This is a genomic window from Caballeronia mineralivorans PML1(12), from assembly GCF_001028175.1.
Taxonomy (GTDB): Bacteria; Pseudomonadota; Gammaproteobacteria; order Burkholderiales; family Burkholderiaceae; genus Caballeronia; species Caballeronia mineralivorans.
On the sequence record NZ_AEJF01000258.1, the window covers coordinates 76157 to 95540 of the forward strand.

14 protein-coding genes and 3 pseudogenes are annotated in these 19384 nt (G+C 57.7%); 4 read left to right on the forward strand and 13 right to left on the reverse strand.

The genetic code is table 11. From position 1 onward, the window contains the following. The 10 genes and pseudogenes from EOS_RS41860 to EOS_RS49590 all read right to left on the reverse strand — a co-directional run. Positions 1-816 (reverse strand): HpcH/HpaI aldolase family protein, encoded by an 816-nt coding sequence (locus tag EOS_RS41860; RefSeq protein ID WP_047898113.1) that lies wholly within the window; start codon positions 814-816, stop codon positions 1-3. A 10-nt stretch (positions 817-826) separates the two neighbouring features. Then, entirely contained in the window at positions 827-2263 is a 1437-nt protein-coding gene (locus EOS_RS41865) for an NAD-dependent succinate-semialdehyde dehydrogenase (RefSeq protein ID WP_047898114.1), read from the reverse strand. Positions 2264-2933: 670 nt separating this feature from the next. Beyond that, a complete protein-coding gene (gene tnpA / locus EOS_RS45405) occupies positions 2934-3356 on the reverse strand; it encodes an IS66-like element accessory protein TnpA (protein ID WP_075645500.1) in 423 nt (140 codons plus the stop codon). A 319-nt stretch (positions 3357-3675) separates the two neighbouring features. Further along, positions 3676-5646, reverse strand: a complete 1971-nt coding sequence (locus tag EOS_RS41870) for a putative bifunctional diguanylate cyclase/phosphodiesterase (RefSeq protein ID WP_053064260.1) — start codon at positions 5644-5646, stop codon at positions 3676-3678. After that, positions 5643-6062: a YfiR family protein gene (locus tag EOS_RS41875; protein ID WP_160312584.1), complete on the reverse strand. Its 420-nt coding sequence runs from the start codon at positions 6060-6062 to the stop codon at positions 5643-5645. Before EOS_RS41875 ends, EOS_RS41870 begins: the two co-directional genes overlap by 4 nt. Positions 6063-6159: 97 nt before the next feature. After that, positions 6160-8187, reverse strand: coding sequence for a TonB-dependent receptor plug domain-containing protein (locus tag EOS_RS41880; RefSeq protein ID WP_053064264.1), 2028 nt, complete (start codon positions 8185-8187; stop codon positions 6160-6162). Positions 8188-8446: 259 nt separating this feature from the next. After that, a pseudogene (locus EOS_RS45410) lies at positions 8447-8752 on the reverse strand (ATP-binding protein); the annotation flags it as partial. A gap of 376 nt (positions 8753-9128) precedes the next feature. Next, the gene (locus EOS_RS41885; RefSeq protein WP_047898115.1) at positions 9129-11027 is read right to left on the reverse strand and encodes a putative bifunctional diguanylate cyclase/phosphodiesterase; all 1899 of its coding nucleotides are present in this window, start codon (positions 11025-11027) and stop codon (positions 9129-9131) included. A gap of 185 nt (positions 11028-11212) precedes the next feature. Further along, positions 11213-12616, reverse strand: coding sequence for a GGDEF domain-containing protein (locus EOS_RS41890; RefSeq protein ID WP_047898116.1), 1404 nt, complete (start codon positions 12614-12616; stop codon positions 11213-11215). Positions 12617-13600: 984 nt separating this feature from the next. Then, positions 13601-13799: pseudogene (locus EOS_RS49590) on the reverse strand (IS6 family transposase); the annotation flags it as partial. 322 nt (positions 13800-14121) lie between these two features. Between EOS_RS49590 and EOS_RS41900 the strand changes: the two are divergent. The 3 genes and pseudogenes from EOS_RS41900 to EOS_RS41910 all read left to right on the forward strand — a co-directional run. Beyond that, positions 14122-14310, forward strand: a pseudogene (locus EOS_RS41900) (type II toxin-antitoxin system RelE/ParE family toxin); the annotation flags it as partial. Continuing rightward, complete coding sequence (locus tag EOS_RS41905; protein ID WP_047898118.1) at positions 14307-14600, forward strand: addiction module antidote protein; 294 nt, start codon at positions 14307-14309, stop codon at positions 14598-14600. The pseudogene EOS_RS41900 and the gene EOS_RS41905, both read left to right, overlap by 4 nt. A 282-nt stretch (positions 14601-14882) precedes the next feature. Continuing rightward, a complete protein-coding gene (locus tag EOS_RS41910) occupies positions 14883-15221 on the forward strand; it encodes a TIGR02466 family protein (RefSeq protein ID WP_053064262.1) in 339 nt (112 codons plus the stop codon). 788 nt (positions 15222-16009) lie between these two features. Here the strand turns inward: EOS_RS41910 and EOS_RS41920 are convergent. Beyond that, positions 16010-16234, reverse strand: coding sequence for a CDGSH iron-sulfur domain-containing protein (locus EOS_RS41920; RefSeq protein ID WP_047898121.1), 225 nt, complete (start codon positions 16232-16234; stop codon positions 16010-16012). A 177-nt stretch (positions 16235-16411) separates the two neighbouring features. On the opposite strand from EOS_RS41920, the gene EOS_RS41925 reads away from it, so the two are divergent. Continuing rightward, positions 16412-16786: a DUF2784 domain-containing protein gene (locus EOS_RS41925; RefSeq protein ID WP_047898122.1), complete on the forward strand. Its 375-nt coding sequence runs from the start codon at positions 16412-16414 to the stop codon at positions 16784-16786. Positions 16787-16810: 24 nt separating this feature from the next. Here the strand turns inward: EOS_RS41925 and EOS_RS41930 are convergent, their stop codons facing one another. Together EOS_RS41930 and EOS_RS41935 are read right to left on the reverse strand one after the other, a co-directional pair. Continuing rightward, positions 16811-18544 (reverse strand): tetratricopeptide repeat protein, encoded by a 1734-nt coding sequence (locus tag EOS_RS41930; RefSeq protein WP_235443138.1) that lies wholly within the window; start codon positions 18542-18544, stop codon positions 16811-16813. Between the two features lie 30 nt (positions 18545-18574). Then, positions 18575-19312, reverse strand: a complete 738-nt coding sequence (locus EOS_RS41935; RefSeq protein WP_047898123.1) for a BON domain-containing protein — start codon at positions 19310-19312, stop codon at positions 18575-18577. Between the last annotated feature and the right edge of the window lie 72 nt (positions 19313-19384).

Consider the following 19384-nt stretch of genomic DNA (forward strand, 5'->3'; position numbering starts at 1 on the left):
TCAGTAACCTCCCGCCGGCTTCGCGTCCGAAGAGGTCGTCTTGCCGAGCACCGCGCGCAAGGACTTCACGCTTGCCTGCGCCGCACCCGCAAGCAGCCGCGCGTCGCTGGACACCGTAACAAGGTCGAACCCCCAATCCACGGCGCGAGCCGCATATTCCGGCGTTCCGTTGTGCAGCGCGGCCTTGATGCCGGCGTGATGTGCACGCTTCAGGATGTGCTGGATGGCCTCGACCATTTCCGGCTCTTCGCGATCGAATCCGCGCGGATATTTCTTACCCGTCAAACCAAGCGTCAAATCCGCCGGTCCGATATAGACACCGTCCAGACCTGGTGTCGAGACGATCTCGTCAATGTTCGCCAGGGCCTCCGCCGTCTCGATCATCGCAAAGCAGAGAACCTGCTCGTCAGCGTGCTGGCCATAGTCAGCGCCGGCGGAAAAATTCGCGCGTATCGGTCCGAAACTGCGCGAGCCCAGGGGCGGATAACGCACGTAGGAAACCAGCCTCGCCGCATCCTCCGCGGTATTGACCATCGGACAAATCACGCCGTAAGCGCCCGCATCGAGCGCTTTCATGATGTCGCCCGGGTCGAGCCACGGCACCCGGACAAGCGGGACCACTGTGCTTGCGCGCATCGCCTGTAGCATGGTGGTGGCAACTTCGTAGCCAACCAGGCCGTGCTGCATGTCGATCGTGATTGAGTCATATCCTTGTTCTGCCATGATTTCGGCGGAAAACGGACATGCGAAGGCAAGCCAGCCGTTCACGACAGGCTTGCCGTCCGACCACAACGACTTGATGTTATTGAGTTTCATAGCCCCTCTCCTAGACTGCAATCTGCGCGAGCTTGACGTTCATGAAGTCAAGGACACCTTCGAGTCCGCCCTCCCGCCCCATGCCGCTCGATTTGATCCCGCCGAACGGCGCTTCGGCTGCCGCGAGTGCGAAACTGTTCACACCAACCATGCCCGCCTCTATCCGTGACACCGCTTCCCGGATTCGCCCCGGGTCCCTTGTAAATACATAGGCGGACAGGCCGTATGGGGAATCGTTAGCCCAGGTATAGGCGTCCTCTGGATCACCGAATGGAGTGATCGCAGCGATCGGGCCAAAATTCTCTTCAACTAGCGCCAGTGCCTGCGGAGGAACGTCGGACAGCACCGTCGGTTCGAAGAAGAAGCCTTTGCCCAACCCTGACGGACGGCGTCCTCCCGCTGCGACGCTTGCGCCGACAGCGACGCTGTCTGCCACGATCGACTCAATGGCTTCGCGTCGGCGCTGATTAATAAGCGGCCCCATCTGCGTCGCATCGTCCAGCCCATTGCCGAGGCGTAGCGCCTTGGCACGCTCGGTGAAACCGGAAACGAACCGGCTGTAGATGCCCTTCTGGACATAGAAGCGGTCGGGCGTGACGCACACCTGCCCCGCGTTTGCATATTTCGTTGCAACGGCCAGATCCAGAGCAGTTTCAAGATCGGCGTCATCGAACACCACAAGGGGTGCATTCCCACCCAGTTCCATGCTGACGCGTTTCAGCGTCTGTGCCGAATCGCGAATCATCTGTTGGCCAACAGATGTCGACCCGGTCAGCGTGATCTTTCTCACCTGAGAAGAGGCAACGAGCGTCGCGTAGGTCGTGGAGGTCGGACCAATCACGAGATTCGCCACACCGGCGGGCACACCGGCCTTGCGCAGGCATTCGAAGATGACCATCGCAACGCCCGGTACTTCGGTCGACGGACGCACAATGATCGAACACCCGGCAGCGAGCGCAGGCGCGACCTTGCGAGCAATGAGCACCGCGGGAAAATTCCACGCCGTAAAGGCCGCCACGATCCCGACCGGCTCGTGCAGGACTTCGAACCGGCCGCCCGGAGCACGACTTTCCACAACCCGCCCGTATATGCGCCGCGCCTCTTCGGCATACCAGCGAAACTGGTCGACGCTCAGCTGCCATTCCCGCTTCGCCTGAACGAGCGGCTTGCCAGATTCGAGCGTGATGCGCCGTGCGCCCTCTTCTGTCGCCCGGAGCATTTCATCGGCCACCCGATGCAGGATGTCCGCACGCGTCCAGGCAGGCGTCTGCCGCCAGAGCTTCAGCCCTGTAGCCGCCGCATCGATCGCCCGCTCCACGTCCTCCACTGAAGCCAGGGGTATGCGACCGAGGACGTCCTCAGTGGCAGGGTCGAACACCTCTGCGAAGCCATTGCCCCCCGTAGAACGCCACTCGCCGCCAATGAATAAACCGAACTTCTCATACATGACTCTCACTCCTCCTGTTCTCTGTCGCTGCGTGACGCCGGAGTGCGATCCTGGCGCGGCTGGCGATTGGACACCAACGCTTACGCAATTAATATTGCTATACCAATACTACGCAATTTTTGTTGCGTGTCAAGGAAGCGCAAGCCGCTGTGAGCGGCAATCGGCGAGATCGAGGAGGCGGCTGTGGCGCCGTGCAGACGGGGTTGCTGGCTTTGTGGATCTGCGTCAGTCAGTCGTCGGGTAAGGGAAAACGATCACATCAACCCTGTGCAGGAAACCCATGCAACAGGCTTGTACTGATGCGGCGCGGTCCGACGGCACCGCAGATAGGTATCGGGTAAAACTACGAAGGAGACGAGATGCAGTCCACAAGAAGGTCCGATTTAAGCGCTCTCATCAAATTCTTTAGTAATGCTTGGTATCCAGCACAGCCTTCAACGTGCAGAAGCATCAATGCAACAACTGCGGACAAACCGCAGTTCGTGAACGCATTGCAACGCGGATTTTTATAATGCTAGCGTCAACCGCGATGTCCGTAACAGGCGTCGCTATCGCGGCTCCGCCCCCGGATGCTGTACGCATCAGCGCGGTTATACATTAACTCCTTCCAACCCTCTTTTAAGTTGCAGTCCAGCGGCCAGCCAAATACGGGTACCGGAAGGAGGTGCAATCATGAGGGCATCAGACAGCGGAGAACTAAACGCAATTGAATGGGGTCGACCCTGTCAGTGGGCCGAACGAGCGCACCATTAAGCTCGATCTCGATGCTTGCTGCTTCACGCGGGGGCTCGCCAGAATTGGGCCCAATCGAAGGGGTCGTGGAGGCCTCCGCTTTTACCTCAGTTGGCAAAGTGACCGGGATTAGCACTGTTGGGTCGGTGCCGCCGTTGCTAAGCAAACCAGCACGATACTCGCGGCGCCATCTAAAAACCATGTTTGGATTGAGTCCATGGACCTGAGCCAGTTTGGCCACTGAGATGTTGGATTCACAAGCCGCTATTGCGATCTGTTGCTTGTAGGCCGGGTCATAGTTCGGTCGGCCCTTGCGATTCGAAACCTGCAAGTCGTCTTTAGACAAAGTAGTCCCCACCACTTATTTGGCGGGGACTACTTTGGACACAATCGCGCTGCCTGTACATGCGGCCTTCAAATGACGCTTGCCAGTCTCTGGGGTTCAGTCCAAATTTACTGGCTTAGGTGGGTCAATTCTGGGTGGACATCAACAAATACGTCGCCCAAATGGAGCAGCCGCGCGCGCCGTTCGGTACCATCGTTCATTTCATTAACCCCAATCCATTGCGCGGCTATTTCAGCCCTATAGCATGCAGCATTGCGATCGTCGGCCTCGTGTGCACCGCCAGTAATCCATCCATCGAACAACGGTCCCGCCCGTTTGCTCGACCGACCCGGGTTCAAACCACCTCGCCGGTCCCGTCTTTTGATTCGCTTTCAGATGCTGAGCACGGTATTGGCAGCGCTACGCTGGCAGCTACTGCCGCAAGCTGCAATTCGACACTTTCGAGCTGTAGCAGCGCTCGAAATGTAGGCGCATTCATCGGCCGTCCCAGAAGAAAGCCTTGGACGATATCGCATCCCGCTTCTTGCAGCCATTTCAGTTGAGCGCGAGTCTCGACGCCTTCAGCAACTACCGAGAGGTCAAAGCCGCGCGCGAGCGCAATGACTGCGCTCGCGATGGTATAGCCGGCCTCCGGCAGAAGGTGGACAAAGCTGCGGTCGATTTTTAAACGATTGATCGGAAACGACTGCAGGTACGCGAGCGAAGAGTAGCCCGTGCCGAAGTCATCGATTGACAGCCGGACGCCCATAGATCTCACCGCATGCATGAAATCAAGCGCCGCGTCGACGTCGTCCATTAACAGACTTTCCGTCAGTTCGAGTTCCAACTGCGCCGGCGGCAGACCGCTCTCACGGAGCGCCGTGCGGACCTGGTCAATAAAATCCTTTTCTCTGAGTTGGCGTGCCGAAACATTGACCGCCACGCTTAGGGGCGCTCCGGTCGCGCTGCGCCATCCGGTTGCGTCGGAGCACGCACGTAGGAGCACCCAACGCCCGATTTCGTTTATCAGACCGCACTCTTCCGCGATAGGAATGAAGTCGTTGGGCGAAATAAATCCGTCTTCTGGCTGCGGCCATCTAAGCAGAGCTTCAACGCCGACAATGAGTTTCGAAGTACAGTCGAACTGAGGCTGATAGTGCACTTCGAGCTCACCGCACTCCATCGCCTTGCGCAGATCACGCTCGATGCGTACTCGTCGCTGCGTTTCCAGTGTCATTTCACGCTTGAATTCAGCGAACCGGTTCTTGCCCGCGGCCTTGGCATGATAAAGCGCGACGTCTGCATTACTGATCAGTTCAGAAAGCGTTTGTGCATCGTCTGGGAAAATGCTCACGCCGATGCTTGCTGTTGCGAAGACCTTTTGCCCGTCTAAGTCGAACGGTCGACCAAGTGCGTCGGCTATTCTCCCTGCGATGTTGGCCGCTTCCATGCGATTGCGCACCGGGGATGCGATGACCGCGAATTCATCCCCGCCAATCCGTCCGACGACATCTGATTCTCGAACTGCGTCCCGCAATACCTCTCCCACCATTCGGAGCAGCGCATCCCCGGCGCTATGCCCGGCGGTGTCGTTCACCGCTTTGAAATTATCCAAATCAACAATCAGGAGCGCAACTTGTCTTCCCTCCTTGCCCTGCATGTTTATCTGAGCTGCCAGAGTGTCGTAAGTTGCCCGACGGTTAGCGAGCTCCGTGACAGGGTCTGTGTACGCGAGGTAGTCCAGTCGCTCCTCAGCTTTCGCCATGCGTGCTTTCGTCTTGAGAACGACGAGTACGGCCACAAACAATGCTCCGAACGCGGCCACCGCAAATAAACCTACGTATCGGAGCAAACCCGACTGCACGCGGGCAGTACTCGCAACCACAACCACATAGCCAAGTTCCGTCTGTCTGTATTCGACCCGCTTTACGACGGATATCTGCAGCAAGGCGCTGTCGCCGCCCGACGCAAGAAGTCGCAGCACCTCCTTCTTGTCGGGCACAATCCCAAGTTTTGCGAATCCCGCGAACAGGTTCCCATCCCGGTCATAGGCCGAAATTGAGAGAAGATATGGAGGTGGCCTGAACGTGCGCAAAGACTCCGTCGCCGTTTGCTTGTCCCGAAACATCATGGCAGCCGCGAGATTGTCCGCAACGAGCGCTGCTTGCACCTCGACATCGTCGGTAAGCGACTGCCGAAGCGACATAAATTGGAATGCCGCCAAAATGCATCCGGCCACGAAAAGGGCGGTAGCGGCGGCGACAAGTTGTCCTAGACCGAATGTGTCGGCCAACGGTTTTGTGTCGCTCGCGTGTTTCGTTGTCATAGGACGTTCCTCGCAAGCGCCAGGAGCTTCGAACTAAATCGCAATCCATTTCGTTGCGCCTCCACCGTGTCGATATCAAAATGGATGTGATCGTCTTCAGTGACTAGAGTGATCGCCGCACCGTCCGTTCCGGAGATCCCGCCGTCGCGCACGACCAATGTCGCGCTCGACGATGTAGGCGCGAAGGACTGCGATGCGTCGCTTAACACGGCGACGTCGCAATCCGCCTTTTGGCCAGTGGAGGGCGCATCTCGGACCGTCCACGGCCTGCCACCGATCAGCTTCCCATTCAGCTTCTGCAAGCTGTCCCACATTGGGCTGCGGTGAACGACACATACATTGAAGGTAGACGAGCCTGATGGTGGTTGAGGCCAGTTGGTAAAGAGCGCGAAGTTATAGATGAACGCAGCCTTCAAGGCGGCGTCTTGGACCTGTCCGTGGCATAAGACAGATACGAGCAGGCACACCCCCCCTAGAGAGACGTGGAAGCGGGAGCGGGTGGACACGCACATCTCAAAATCCGTAGACCAATTTCGCGTAGAGCGTACGGCTCTGCTGCTCAATTGCCTGTTGGACAAAGGCGGGCCCTGCAGGGTCTGAATAACGCTTGTTGAACGCGTTGTACACGCTGAGGGAAACGATAGCCCGCGGAATCACGCGGGACGAAGTGACCGTAAGGTTCGCAAGGCAATAACCGCCCGATGTCGAACTTTCGCTGAGCCGGGACGACACGCATTGCAGCTCCGTGCCGAATCGAACCGCGTTATGAAATAACGGGGCAACTGCATTGAGCTTGACAAGGTGGCGGGGAGAGTTTTGGAGTATCGCGCCCGTTTGGCCGTCCTTCGCCAACTGCCAGGAATAACTCGCTCGCACGCGGTAACCATCGCCAAACAACTGTTCTGTCGCGAGTTCCACCCCCGTGGCCTTTGCTTGATCCAGATTCTGATAAATGAGCAATCCGCTGGCAGGATCGGTTTCAAGGGAGATCAGGTTTTTCACCGAGTATCGGAACAGCGACAGCGTGGCGCGTCCCGAATCGGAGAAGGCGTGGTCCAACACGAGTTCGGTCGTCGTGATGTGTTCGGGCTTGAGATCGGGGTTCGGCAATTGTCCGCCGCTTCCAGGCACCGTGTAGTACAACTCATATGCGTTGGGCGCGCGATACGCCGTACCATAAATGAGTTTGACGGTATCCCTTGAAGTCAGTTTGTAGATGAGCGCTAGGCGCGGATTTACGTTACTGGCTGTGACGCTATCCCAGTCGTACCGCAACCCCGCATTGAGGGCGAAGTTCGCGGGTAGTTGAATCTCATCTTCAAAGTAGGCACCTGTCCGATTGCTGGAGCGCTTGTCGTCGAGCAGTGAGACGTAAGGGTTCAGATTGTAGTTGTACTGGTCGCGCCGTGCGTCGCGCTGGAAATCCAGACCCACGACGATTTTTTGCTTCGATATGCTGGTGACGGTGACATGCGCGTCGCCGCCGTACCAGAGGGCGTGATCTCCGTCGACATTCGTCGTTGGGATATCACCAGGGTAGATCCCGACGCCCTGATAGTCATATCGTCCCCAATAAGCCTGCGTCGAGACGGCCAATCCGGAATTGATCTGATGCGCGAAAACAGCGTTGATGAAACTTTGCGCGTCGTTCGTTGAATTGGGGGTGTTGAAGATCGCTCCGAAAGACCCCGTGGGAACGCCCTTGGTTCGGTTGCTGTGAGCTGCGGAGACCGTGAAATCGCCGTAGGTTACTTTGGCGAAGAAGTTTTGCGCCCGGTCGTAATCGAGATCGTGCGCGACGCCGTTATTTTGTTGCGGAGTATTGAATTCAGGGTAGAAAAGGTCCTGACCGTCTCGAATGTAGGACGTCGCAGACAGGACGATGTCAGCCCCGTTTTGCCCATGCCAGCCGTATGTGGCGCGCGCCTTTTTCTCCCCGTAACTTCCTGCCGCCACAGCAGTTTGAGCGCCATTGATAGCGCTCCCCTTTTTTGTAATGACATTAACCACGCCGAAAAAAGCGTTGGAGCCGTAAACGGCGGACCCAGGGCCCGGCACGTACTCGATACGCTCGACCAGATCCATATCGATCAAGCCCTCGGTCCCAATGGTCGCTTCGTCGTACACGGCGTCGTTGGTCCGGTACCCGTCGATCATTAAGAGAAACCGGCTGTCGTAGTCGCCCGGACGTAAAAAACCACGTGCTCCCAGGTAAGAGTAATTTCGATCGTTGCTGACATACAGACCCGGCAGCGACGCTAACGCATCGGCCAGTGTTCGCCAGCCGAATTCTTTGATGTCCTGCGCCGTCAAGACGACCGCAGCCGACGGTGCATCGCTGATCGATTGCTGAAACTTGGACGCGGTCGTTATCACCGATACGTCCATCAACTGTTCAAGGGATAGGGATGCCAAAGCCGCGCTGTCCGACTCGGAGGCCAACGCGCCAAGTTTTGGGTCGACCGGCCCGAGCATCTCCGACGCATTAGCGACTGAGGACACTGCAAGTAAGGCGACCGCAGGCAGGACGAATGCCAACATCCCAATTTTTGCGAAAGCGCGAGCCATATGATTATTTTTTCGACAGCGCCACGGCGCTTACATGCTCAATAACGGCATTTTTCTTGCAAACTTGACTCAGTGCGGATGATCGGGGCATACGCGCATGTAAGTCACTACGTCACCGACTTCTGTCATCACAACACGACCGATATCGCGCCGATACCGATCTGGATCACCGTTCACACGCGACAATGACGGCGGAGTGGCCCGTGTGCAGCAGCGATCACACCGCGTATCGCTAAGCATGAACATTCGCGTTCGCGAGATTACGTCGAACCGGTAGCTTGATCGTGAAAGTCGCCCCGCGTCCTTGCTGGCTGACGACGTCGATACGTCATCGATGGCGCTTGACAATGCAGTGAGAGACCGAAAGCCCCAGACCGGTACCCTGCCCCACAGGCTTGGTCGTGAAAAACGGATCAAAAATCCTGTTGGTCACCTCGGCCGACATGCCGATGCCCGTATCGGAAATCGCTATCGACACCGTTTCGTCGTCGCTGTGCGTGCGAATCGTTATGACGCCGCGCTCCGGAATTGACTCTGCCGTGACCAGCTGAAAGTCACGCGGAGTCCTCGAACAGTCCGGCGCCTCTTTAGTTTGCGGAGAATCTGTCGACAGCAATGGGATAGTGCATCGACATGTCAAAAACCCAGGAGATCCAGCGATGACCCCTACTCGCCAATGAAGATCTGACGCACGCGCTCGCTGGTATCCCGATCGATCTTAGAGGGCCGAGGCATTCGCGCCATAAACGCCTAGGGTCAAGGCGAGAAACCCCATGGAAAGCAGGCTCGCGGTGCAACGCGCATTCGGTCTGGCAGCGACAGTATCAAAAAGCCCGAGGGCGACGGACTGCCACGCGGCTCGCGCTCCGCCGGGTGAGAGTTTTCCACCACGACACTTCGCTTGGCCGAGCCTGCTAACCCGGCTCAACGACCGCTTGCGTTTCTGGTTTGCCATGCGACATCCTGTTGATGCCGTTTAAGAATTGCTGAAAGGCTGCAGCAGGTAACGGCTTGCTCAACAAGAAGCCCTGCGCCTGATCACAATTCAGCGAGGCTAGCTTGTTCAACTGGGTTACCGTTTCAACACCCTCTGCCACCACCTCCATGTTCAATGCACGCGCAAGCGTCACGATCGCCGACAAGAGCGCGCCTCCCTGCCTTTCGTGAACGTCCAGATCGCTGACGAAAAAGCGATCCACCTTGATCTGTCTGACCTGGAATCGTTGCAAGTACGCCAAGCTCGAATAGCCAGTTCCAAAATCATCGATGGCCATGTCAAAGCCGCGTGACTGGAATTTTTGAATGATCGCGGTCGTTTTGTCGGCGTTTTGCATCGCGACGGTTTCGGTGATTTCGAACATCACGCGCTCGGGCGCGACGCCCGCACTCCGTACTATGGCGTCGATATGGTCGACCAGGTCCGGTACGTTGAACTGCACCGGCGACAGGTTGATCGCAATCTGGATAGCCGGTAATCCTAACGCGTCCCACCTGGCGATCAGGCGACACACTTCTGCAATGACCCAATTGCCAATCTGGACGATCTGCCCAGAGCGCTCGGCAGCTGGAATGAATTCCAGGGGAGGAATGTCGCCGATTTCTGGATGCTGCCAACGAATCAACGCTTCCGCCCCGCTCAGAGACAAGTTAGCGATCTTGAATTTCGGCTGAAAAGACAGGCTCAGTTGCCCCTGCTCGAAGGCGCGTTGCAGATCACGCTGCAGGATCAGCGTGCCGAGCGCAGTGGTACTCATCGTAGGCTCGAAATACCGGAAGGTATTACGCCCACTCTGCTTGGCGTCGTACATCGCTGCATCCGCGTTGTGCAACAACGTCGCGACGTCATTGCCGTCGCGCGGAAACACTGCGATTCCAATACTCGCGCTCACCCGTAGCCGCACGCCGTTGATGACTATTTCGCGACAAAGCTCGCGCAGCACGTTATCGGTGATCTGTCCGGCGACCGACGGGTCGAGCAATCCACCCACAACAATCACGAATTCGTCCCCACCGATACGGGCGACCATATCGTCGTGCCGCAAGTTCTGGCCCAGTCGGCTCGCGCAGGTCTTGAGGAAACCGTCCCCAACGGCACGGCCAAGCGAGTCATTGATGGTCTTGAAACCATCGAGGTTGACAAGCAGCACGGCGATCATCGAACCTCTCCGGGCGCAAGCCTCCATGGCTCGCTCGATGTGGGCTGTGAGCCAGAGCCGATTGGGCAGGTCCGTCAGCGTGTCGTGCGTGCCGAGATGGTCCAACTGGCTGTTTGCACGCCGGAGCGAGTCGGACAGGCCGCTCGTGTGCAATCCGAGGAAAGCGAGTGTTCCAATCAGCACCGTCAACGAACTCGCCGACACCGCCAGCGCGACCCAGTTCGCGTCGAGTTTGTTGACAGAAAGCCAGATGCTTCCCGTCGCGAAGTTGGCCGCGCCCCTACCGGCGTAGTGCATGCCTGTGATTGCCAGCGTCATGACGGTGCCGGCGACGGCGATGCGCACGCGGGGGAGTTTTCCCCGGGTCACAGTGGATAGGGCAAGGAGCGAAACCACAGCAGCTAGCAGAAACGAAGCTGCCGTGAAGGAAAGATCGTATCCAACCCGGATGGGCAGCGCGAAAGCCATCATGCCGATAAAGTGCATCGACCAGATCCCGATTCCCATCGCAATGGCACCGCCGAGCAGCCAGTGCACACGTTGCCGTTTCTGCTGCAACGAAAAGATCCGCCCTGATAGTTCCAAGGCCGTATAGGAGGCGAGGAACACGACGATGAGTGAAAGAAAAACCAGTAAAGGGTTATAGATGCCGCTCATGACCGTGGTCCCCTAAATGGATGCTGCACACCGCTTGCGTTGACAGCGAGGTTTAAACGCAATGGTCAGAAGCAGCAAACATTCAACTCTCTTTAACGGATTGGCTCCTTTTTGGGGGAGATCGGTATGTCGCGCTACCGCTTGCTTCTGCGCGAGTCCTCTGGTCGCTTTGATAGGCGTCGCCCCTACGCCGCAACCACGCAGTTGCGGCCCTGGTGTTTTGCGCGATAGAGTCGTTCGTCAGCGACACGCAGAAGCGTATCGATCGTGTCGCCATCGTGCCCGAACTGCGACACCCCAATACTCACGGTCACCTCGACCAAGCGCCCGATCCCGGCCTCGAATGCACTGCGTGCGATGGCCACTCGAACACGCTCGCCGATTGTGCGAGCCGCTTCAAGCAGCGACTGTGGAAGCAGCACCATGAATTCCTCTCCACCTACGCGAGCGAAACCGTCGTAAGGGCGGATCGCCTCAAGGCACGTCTGTACGAAGCGCCGCAAGACCTCGTCGCCGATCTGGTGGCCGTACGAGTCATTGATCGCCTTGAAGTTGTCGAGGTCAAGTGCGAGCAGGGAAAAGGGAGCGCCGCCTCGTTTGGCCCGCGTGATCTCGGCCTCGACGCTTTCGATGAACTGACGTCGATTCGCAGCGCCGGTCAAGGGGTCCGTGGCGGCAAGACGCTCGAGCTTTTGGTTAGTGTGCTGCAGTTCCTGCAGCGCGCTTTCGGTACGGGCCATTGCCTCGGCCAGCCGGGCGGTCAATTCCTCCTGGCTGTAAATGGTCGAGAATGAGCGTGTAGTACGGAAAGCCGCCACAACACCATAGCTGAGCAGAAAAAACCCCGCGGCGAAGATGGCGTGCGCGAGCCACCACATATGATTCCACGGTCGCCCCAGAATGAATGCAAGTGAAGATAGCGCGAACCACGTGATCGAAATGCCATAGATCACCATGAGCGGCGAGCGAATCCGGCGCAACATCAACGTCATCACGTTCAATATCGAAAATACCAGCGCACCCCCTTCCATCGATAGACGCACCATCAGGCTGCCAGCGATGGCCGAGTTCGCCACGTAAGCGACTGCGATATCAACCAGCACGAAGAATCCGAGCCACATCGTCCAATCACGAGCATTTGAGCGTTTCTCGACGCGCTCGGGCGGACGATGATACGAGAGCAGCCCGACAAACAGCAGGATCGACATCACGAGGCGGGAAGCCGGTCCATAGAGTAGAAACAGCCACATATTGTGATGCGCGAGCCCCGTGAAAGCGCCGTGCAGTGCATAGATCAATACGAAGCCGAGAAAACCCAATGTGAGCCAGCGTAGTAGGGGCTCACCCGAGGACCGGTAGCAAGTCCATGTCACATAGGTGACGAAAAAGCCCTCAAGCGTGGCGGCGGCGATGGCGATTTCATGGAATGCGTGATTCTCAAATTTCAGCGTCGGATCTTGTGCGAAATACAGATAGGCGATCAGACAAGCGGGGACTAGCGCAAACGCGATCAGCAACAGCTGCGTATAGACTTTTAGCAGTCGCCAGATTGCGGGGGGCGCTTCGCGAACAGCAATGTTCATCCTCATACGCCACCTCCATTAACTTTGATATTCTCAGCCGTTTCGCATAAAACGATTTCAACGCTCCTCTTATTGTGGCTGTGGGTACCCTCGAGTCTGAGTCATTTATGGACGTTATCAATTGATTCTTAATGGGCGAGCACCACCAATTTTGCACTATACCCGATATACGCAACGGGCTCCCTGCCTCTAGCCCATTGCGCTACTCGGTCGTTCGCTTTTATATGGATTCAAAATCGAAGGTCTAGTGTGTAATGACGGAAACGGTGCGAACAGGCCGTGGTTCGCTTATAGAGTGGTTATTATCGGGTCGGGCCTGATTTCGCATAGTTGTCGGTGGCCGGTTGACTAAGACTAGCTTGTTTTACATTTAATTGTTGCTTTATATTTCAGTAACTACTGCCGTATACGGGCCACCGCACATACAAACAGTTCTCACAAACGTTCGGCGACCTACCCATCATTTGAATATTTTTTTGCGGCCGATCGTGGTGTTGTTTTCGTGAGCACAAGGCATTGGGCAGTAGGCGATTCAAAAGGTCTTGAGGACAAAGTGACGGATCACCTCTTCGATCCTGATGGATGCGAAACTAGCACAACGCCGATTGGCACCATTACACCCCGATGATGAAGTCCCCGTGCCGAACTGGCGGGAATACGAACTAGGCTTCGGTCGTGACAGTCTCACGGTTTGGATTACGTCCGAAGCACTGGCGTAGTGGCAAGCTGAACCGTACGCGATGCACGGCGGTCAGGCGCGCTATTCGGACCTGGCGCTTGAGCCCGTGCTGGTGGTGGGTTGGACCTTCGAGCTGCAGTTGCGTCAGACCGGAAGCCGGATGCGCCTGCGATCGCCATGATGGGTCTAACGATGCCGATCACCGTTTGCACGATCATGAGCCGTCGTTCAAACGTAAGCCTGCGCGAGAGAATTGGCGGCTGTAGTACAAATGGGTGCTCGGGTCGGGAACTTCTTATAGATGGGATGCTTTACCGCGCAGACAGGCCGACATTCCAAACGGCGGGCAACCATGTCTTTGAGGCCAAGCGTCACAAGGTGATATTGGCCTTTGCGAATGCGATGCATCAACTCGACTTCCAAAATCGTAGTTGTGGCGTTCCTGACCCGTTTAAAGCGGAGCATCACGTTCGTTCTGGACTTGATATTGCGATGGTCTTGGTCGGGTAGCCGTACCGCATTGCTGCGGTACGGCCCCCTGAGAACCGTACGTGCGCCTTTAGGAGCATACGGCTCAAGCCTCTACAAAGGCGTCTGTCACCCGGTGGCACAACTCCTTTTCAGGCGTATTGCGGAGTTCTACGGCAATTGAGATGGTGCACTCGAAGGTTGCTTGCGGCAGCGGTCCCGCCGTCAGTTTGCTTCACAATATGCGAAACCTCCCAGCGGGAGTTCATTGTGATGGGCTGCTGACAGTGGGAGCACATGCCATCTTGCCTTAGCCAGACACGGTACAGCTTACCGTGCCCTCGCGCCGAGTTCAGCATCTTCTGATTCGAAGCCGGTTCAGGATGGCGTGCTGGAGATGCGTATCGACTTCGGTCCGGGCTATCAAGTGTATTACGCCCGCGAGGGCCGTGTCGTTTATCTGTTGCTGTGTGGCGGCGACAAGTCCACACAGAAGGCGGATATCAAACGGGCAGTAACAATGTGGGCAACGATCAAGAAGGAACGACCATGAGCAAAATCAAGATTTCTCGCTTCGACATAGCGGAGCACCTGGACAGCGAGGAAATGATTGCCGAATACATCAATGCGGCGCTCGAAGAGGGCGACGTCGATGTGTTGATGGCGGCGATCAGTGACGTGGCGAAAGCGCGCGGCATTAGCAAAGTAGCCGCCGACGCCGGGGTCGGGCGCGAGAGCCTTTACAAGACGCTAGCGGGTGGCACGAAACCTAAGGCCGAGACAGTGTTCAAGCTACTGGCGGCATTGGGCGTCAAACTGCAAGCAGCGCCAGCGCACGCCTAACACCGACATCAGGTACCGTCTTCTCCGGCGCCGGCGCGGGCAATATGGAGTAGACCTTGGGCTATGACGACGGTTGCGTTGCTGGCCATGCCCGCCGCGCCGTTCTTCAGCATAGCGATCGGCATCGACACGGCGAGTCGCGTGCACGGTACGCTGGCCTGCCCGCGGGACGGGCTCAACGCCCTGGGGAAAAGATCGTCTTGAAATCACTCCGATCAAGCTCAGTGAGAGAGCAAACGGTGATGGGAATAACCTTCTCGGTGTGGTGAAATACGGTCACGCTTGGCGCCGGGTGCCGCGCATGTGATGCACAGCCATCCGAACAATTTTCTGAGCGGTGTGTACTACGTGCAGGTTCCGTTGGGTGCCAACATGATCAATTTCCATGATCCGCGGCCGCAGACCGCGATCATTCGTCCGCCGGTGATCGAATTGACGGCCTATAACAATGACCAGACTGTGATGTGCGTCGATGACGGTACCTTGCTGGTGTTCCCGGCCTGGCTGCCGCACTCGGTTTCGAGTAACGGCGGTAAAGAGCGAAGGATAAGCGTCAGCTTTAACGTGATGTTTGTCGCTTACGAAGAAACAATGAGTCCGCCGCTGCGGAGTGGGTTCTGAAATAAACGCCCCGGATCGATTGCACGTGATTAGCAATAGACATAGAAGTTCGAAGGACAGTAACGCGTCGGTTCGACAGTTTGACCAACATGCGAACGGCAGAACCCCTGTCCATCAGTGAGGACATTTCGCCACTTTAAGTCAGACGCGAGCAGGTCAGTTCGCAGACAGCACCGCTCCCGGCTCAGGTCGCAGCCAAGGCGTCGGCTCGCAAATCTTGGGAGAGATCACCGGTCGGCGCTACGGCGCTGATCAAATCGAGCAGAGCGGCTAGCCGTTGTTTGTCTTGAACTCGGAGTCCTGGGCGCGCTAAAAGACCCTCTACGTGCGTAGACCAGTAGGTGCTACGAATCAAACGTGGACGCCGAACGAGTTCGTGCAACGTCTTTTCCACCATGTCGATTTCTGCGCTTACCGACTTCATTACGTTCTCCGGTCTAATAGGTAGCGCTCTGTATGACGACAAGAATGGGGAAAACTTTAGCCGGCTCACCCCAAAATGTTTTGTTGCAATGCAAAATCTCGCTTACGGACGATGGGGTACTGAAGCCGTTCTTGAGAATCCGGGCGTGGGACACATATCTTGGGTTAAATCGATGGCTGCGACTTCGTCCCCCGCGCTCTCCTCAAACTCGGGAGTCAGCGCTCTCCTCCACAGGACTCGATGAACACACTCTACGAATCGCTGTGTCACCGCTTCGTATGTTTCAGAGGATCTTGGGAAACAACTCGCAGCCTTGACGCAATGCGCGAAGCCCGCGCCGAACTTGTCTACAGCAACGGATGCATTAGGGCGTTTCTCCTTCCTGCGGCTTTTCGTCAAGATTGCTCCTGAACTCGCCCTTCTTGTGTGAACCGTCGCAGAACGGCTTGTTGTGCGAGTGGCCGCATCGACATAGCCAGACCTCATCCTTATCCACCTCGATATTGTTCCCGCCTTGGGTGGTAATCTTGAAGTCGCCCTTGATGTGGTATGGGCCGTCGTTGCGGGGGGTGATAATTGCAGTTGCCATTTGCGCCTCCGATGATTGTGAATCGCACGGTCCCGCATAGGTTAGGGACACTCGATGCGGCAACCTGAATACAGGTCAAATTTCAGTCTATATCTGATACCGCGCCAAGGTGCGGCGCGCATCGCGGCATCGCACAAAAACCAGTCGAACGTTCGCCGCAGATGGTGTGAGGACATCATGATCTGGCTCGCCGATGCGGTGCTCGTCATACACGCGCTGATCGCGCTCTTTATCGTGGGCGGGCTTGCGGCGATCTGGGTTGGCGCGGGCCTCGGTTGGAAATGGGTACGCCTTCGGCTATTCCGGCTTGCTCATCTGTTCGCGATCGGCTTGGTGTCGACCCTGTCGCTGCTGGGTATGGCTTGCCCCCTGACTGTGCTGGAAGACTGGCTGCGCAATGGCTCGGTTGGGGCGCAAGGTTTCATCCAGCGTTGGGTGAGCCGTCTGCTCTATTACGATGTGTCGGCCTGGGTGTTCACGCTCGCCTACGCGGTGTTTGCCCTGGTGGTGGTGCTGACCTGGCGCCTGGTTCCGCCCCGACAACGCATGTAACTCAAGGGTGCTTTGCCATGCGATCTACCGCGCTTTCGTTGTGTCGAGAAGACGGGCGGCTTCACGCCTCGCCTGCTCGGCCTCACGCGGTCGTTGGATCTGGCTGAGGAGCGTACTCAGGTTGCCGAGTGTCCGCGCTTCATCCTGACGGTAGGCTACGGGATTAGCTCGCGACAGAGTCCGGTAAAGGTCCAGCGCGTGCCGATAGACGTCTTCCGCCTCGCTTGGGTGCCCGCTGTGACTAAAAAGCACACCTAGATTGTTCAGCGTCCGCGCTTCGTCCGGCTGGTAGGTAGTGGGGTTTTCCAGCGCGAGCGCACGATAGATTTGCAACGCATCCTGATAAGCCTGCTGTGCCTCCTTCGGCCGTTGCGTGGCACGATAGAGCGCGCCAAGATTGCTCAGCGTGCGCGCCACATCGGGTCGGTAGAGCGCTGGACTCTCCCGGGCAAGCTGCTGCCGGATCGTTAGCGCTTCCGTGTAGGCATGTTCTGCTTCCTGCAGTTGCTGCATGGCGCTATAGAGGTTGCCGAGATTGTTGAGCGTACGCGCGAGTGCCGGGCGATAGGCCGCGGGGTTGCCGCGCGCGAGAGCCTGCTGGATGTCCAGCGCCTCGCGATACGCCTGCTCCGCATCGCTCATGCGCTGTGTGGCGCCGTACAGGATGCCGAGGTCGTTGAGCGTCTTCGCGATATCGGGCTTGTAGGTCGCGGGGTCGCGATAGGCCAATGCACGATCGATGTCCAGCGCTTCGCGGTAAGCATCCGCTGCGTCCTTCAGGCGCTGGGTATCGCGATATAGGACGCCGAGGTTGTCGAGGCTTTCTGCCACAGCGGGCCCGTAGGCCACAGGGTTCTGTCGCGCCAGTACCCAATAGATCTCCAGTGCCCGCAGGTAGGCGAGCTCCGCCTCCCTTGGCCGCTGCAGCCCAATGTAAAGGTCACCGAGTTTGTCGAGCGTGCGCGCAATTTGGGGTTGGTCGGCGGGCTTCTCCTGCGCAAGCGCCTGATAACGCGACAGCAGCGTGCGGTAAATCGGTTCCGCACGTTCAAACTCGCGTTGCTCTTGCAAAGTGTCTGAAAATGCAGTCGCAATGTCGGTGTCTTCCGGTTGCAACGCGTAGGCCTTTTCCAGATACGGCAGTGCATTCCGCGGCGTGAAGCGCAGCAACTCGATTTCGCCAGCCTCATAACAACGCGCCGCGAACACCTGCACGGTTCCCTGATTTTTGGCAAGCAGCTTGGTCAGCAGTTGTGATGCATCATCCAGATCGAAGCGCTCAAGCGCTTCGTATATCCGCAGTTCAAGAGGATCCGAACTCCGTGCGAGCGCGGTTCTGCGCAGCAGATCCTCGTAACGTACGGCCCATTTCCGGGCTTCGGCCACCGGGTCTGCGTCGGGCAGCGCCCTGATTTGCTCGGCAAGGCGCTCGATTAGCGGTTCGATGTTGGCGAACGCGCTATCGGTCCTGCGCGCCATGCGGCCCGATTGCGCATGTACGGCACCCAGTATCACGTTGGCCGCTCTCGCGAGCGAGACTATCTGGGCATTGGAGAGTCTCGCGCCCTTCACCGCTTGATTCAACTCGGTGGTCATGCGGCTGAGGGGTCGGAGCGGGAATCCACAATCGGCCTGTAGCTTGAGGCCGTCTTTGACATCGACCTCGGACAACGCCGGAGAACACGAACTCGCCGCGTTCGCAGCCAGGCATCCTCCGCACAACACGGCCATCGCCACGCCCGACAGAATCTTGCGCACTCATTTCCCTACGGCGGGCCTGCAGTCAGGTCAGGCCCGCACCTGAATGCGATTGACGACGCCATCGATAGCATCCAGACACCAGGCGTCCTGTTCCGCCTGCCGTCTTTCGGCTTCGGTCGCCACCCAACCTGCCAGCGTGATCCTGTGGTTTTCCACATTGATGGTGATCTGCTCGGCGCGTACACGCTGATCGGTTTCGAGCACCAGGTGCAAGGCCTCGGAAATTTCATCGTCGCCGTCCGCCTCGGCAGGCACCAACTCCAGCAGGTTCACCACGTCGCGGCAGCCGCCGACCCACCAGGCAGTCACACTCGCCAGGCGCCTGTGAGACAAGCTGATCACTTGCCCCGTCAAGGTCACCACACCGTCCTCGACCGTCACTTCGATGACGCCGCTGCCGTCGTTGCCTGCCTGGTCCATGGTGCCGCGCAAAACTTCGAGCTGGCCCTTGATGCGCGCGCAGATCACGCAGTTACGGAAATCCACTGCCTGCGCCAGCCGTTCGCAGATATGTGTCCGCAGCTCGCCATCACGGACCGGCGGGTTGGCGGTGACACGCAATTGGTCGACCAGACGCGTCCCCTCGCTGTGCATCTGGGTCAACTGAAGAAGACGTTTCTTGGATGCGATATCCGGCACCTCGCCTGCCACAGTCAAGGCGCCGTCGTCGAAACTCATATGAATCGGATGATTTTGGAGCTTCAGGTGTGATTCGCGTTCGAAGGCTGCCATCACCTGCTTCAAGACCGTATCGCTGCGTTGCATGATCTGCCTCGCGCAAAGGTTGGGTGACGCAGCGCACTTTATACCGCGCTGCGCAAGCCGTGCCGCATCAGG

Bases quoted from the DNA above. Each gene is read 5' to 3' on its own strand.
- EOS_RS41865 (WP_047898114.1), bottom strand. From the start codon at position 2,263: ATGTATGAGAAGTTCGGTTTATTCATTGGCGGCGAGTGGCGTTCTACG.
- EOS_RS41870 (WP_053064260.1), bottom strand. From the start codon at position 5,646: ATGACAACGAAACACGCGAGCGACACAAAACCGTTGGCCGACACATTC.
- EOS_RS41905 (WP_047898118.1), top strand. From the start codon at position 14,307: ATGAGCAAAATCAAGATTTCTCGCTTCGACATAGCGGAGCACCTGGAC.
- EOS_RS41920 (WP_047898121.1), bottom strand. From the start codon at position 16,234: ATGGCAACTGCAATTATCACCCCCCGCAACGACGGCCCATACCACATC.
- EOS_RS41860 (WP_047898113.1), bottom strand. From the start codon at position 816: ATGAAACTCAATAACATCAAGTCGTTGTGGTCGGACGGCAAGCCTGTC.
- EOS_RS41890 (WP_047898116.1), bottom strand. From the start codon at position 12,616: ATGAGGATGAACATTGCTGTTCGCGAAGCGCCCCCCGCAATCTGGCGA.
- EOS_RS41880 (WP_053064264.1), bottom strand. From the start codon at position 8,187: ATGTTGGCATTCGTCCTGCCTGCGGTCGCCTTACTTGCAGTGTCCTCA.
- EOS_RS41925 (WP_047898122.1), top strand. From the start codon at position 16,412: ATGATCTGGCTCGCCGATGCGGTGCTCGTCATACACGCGCTGATCGCG.
- EOS_RS41935 (WP_047898123.1), bottom strand. From the start codon at position 19,312: ATGCAACGCAGCGATACGGTCTTGAAGCAGGTGATGGCAGCCTTCGAA.
- EOS_RS41885 (WP_047898115.1), bottom strand. From the start codon at position 11,027: ATGAGCGGCATCTATAACCCTTTACTGGTTTTTCTTTCACTCATCGTC.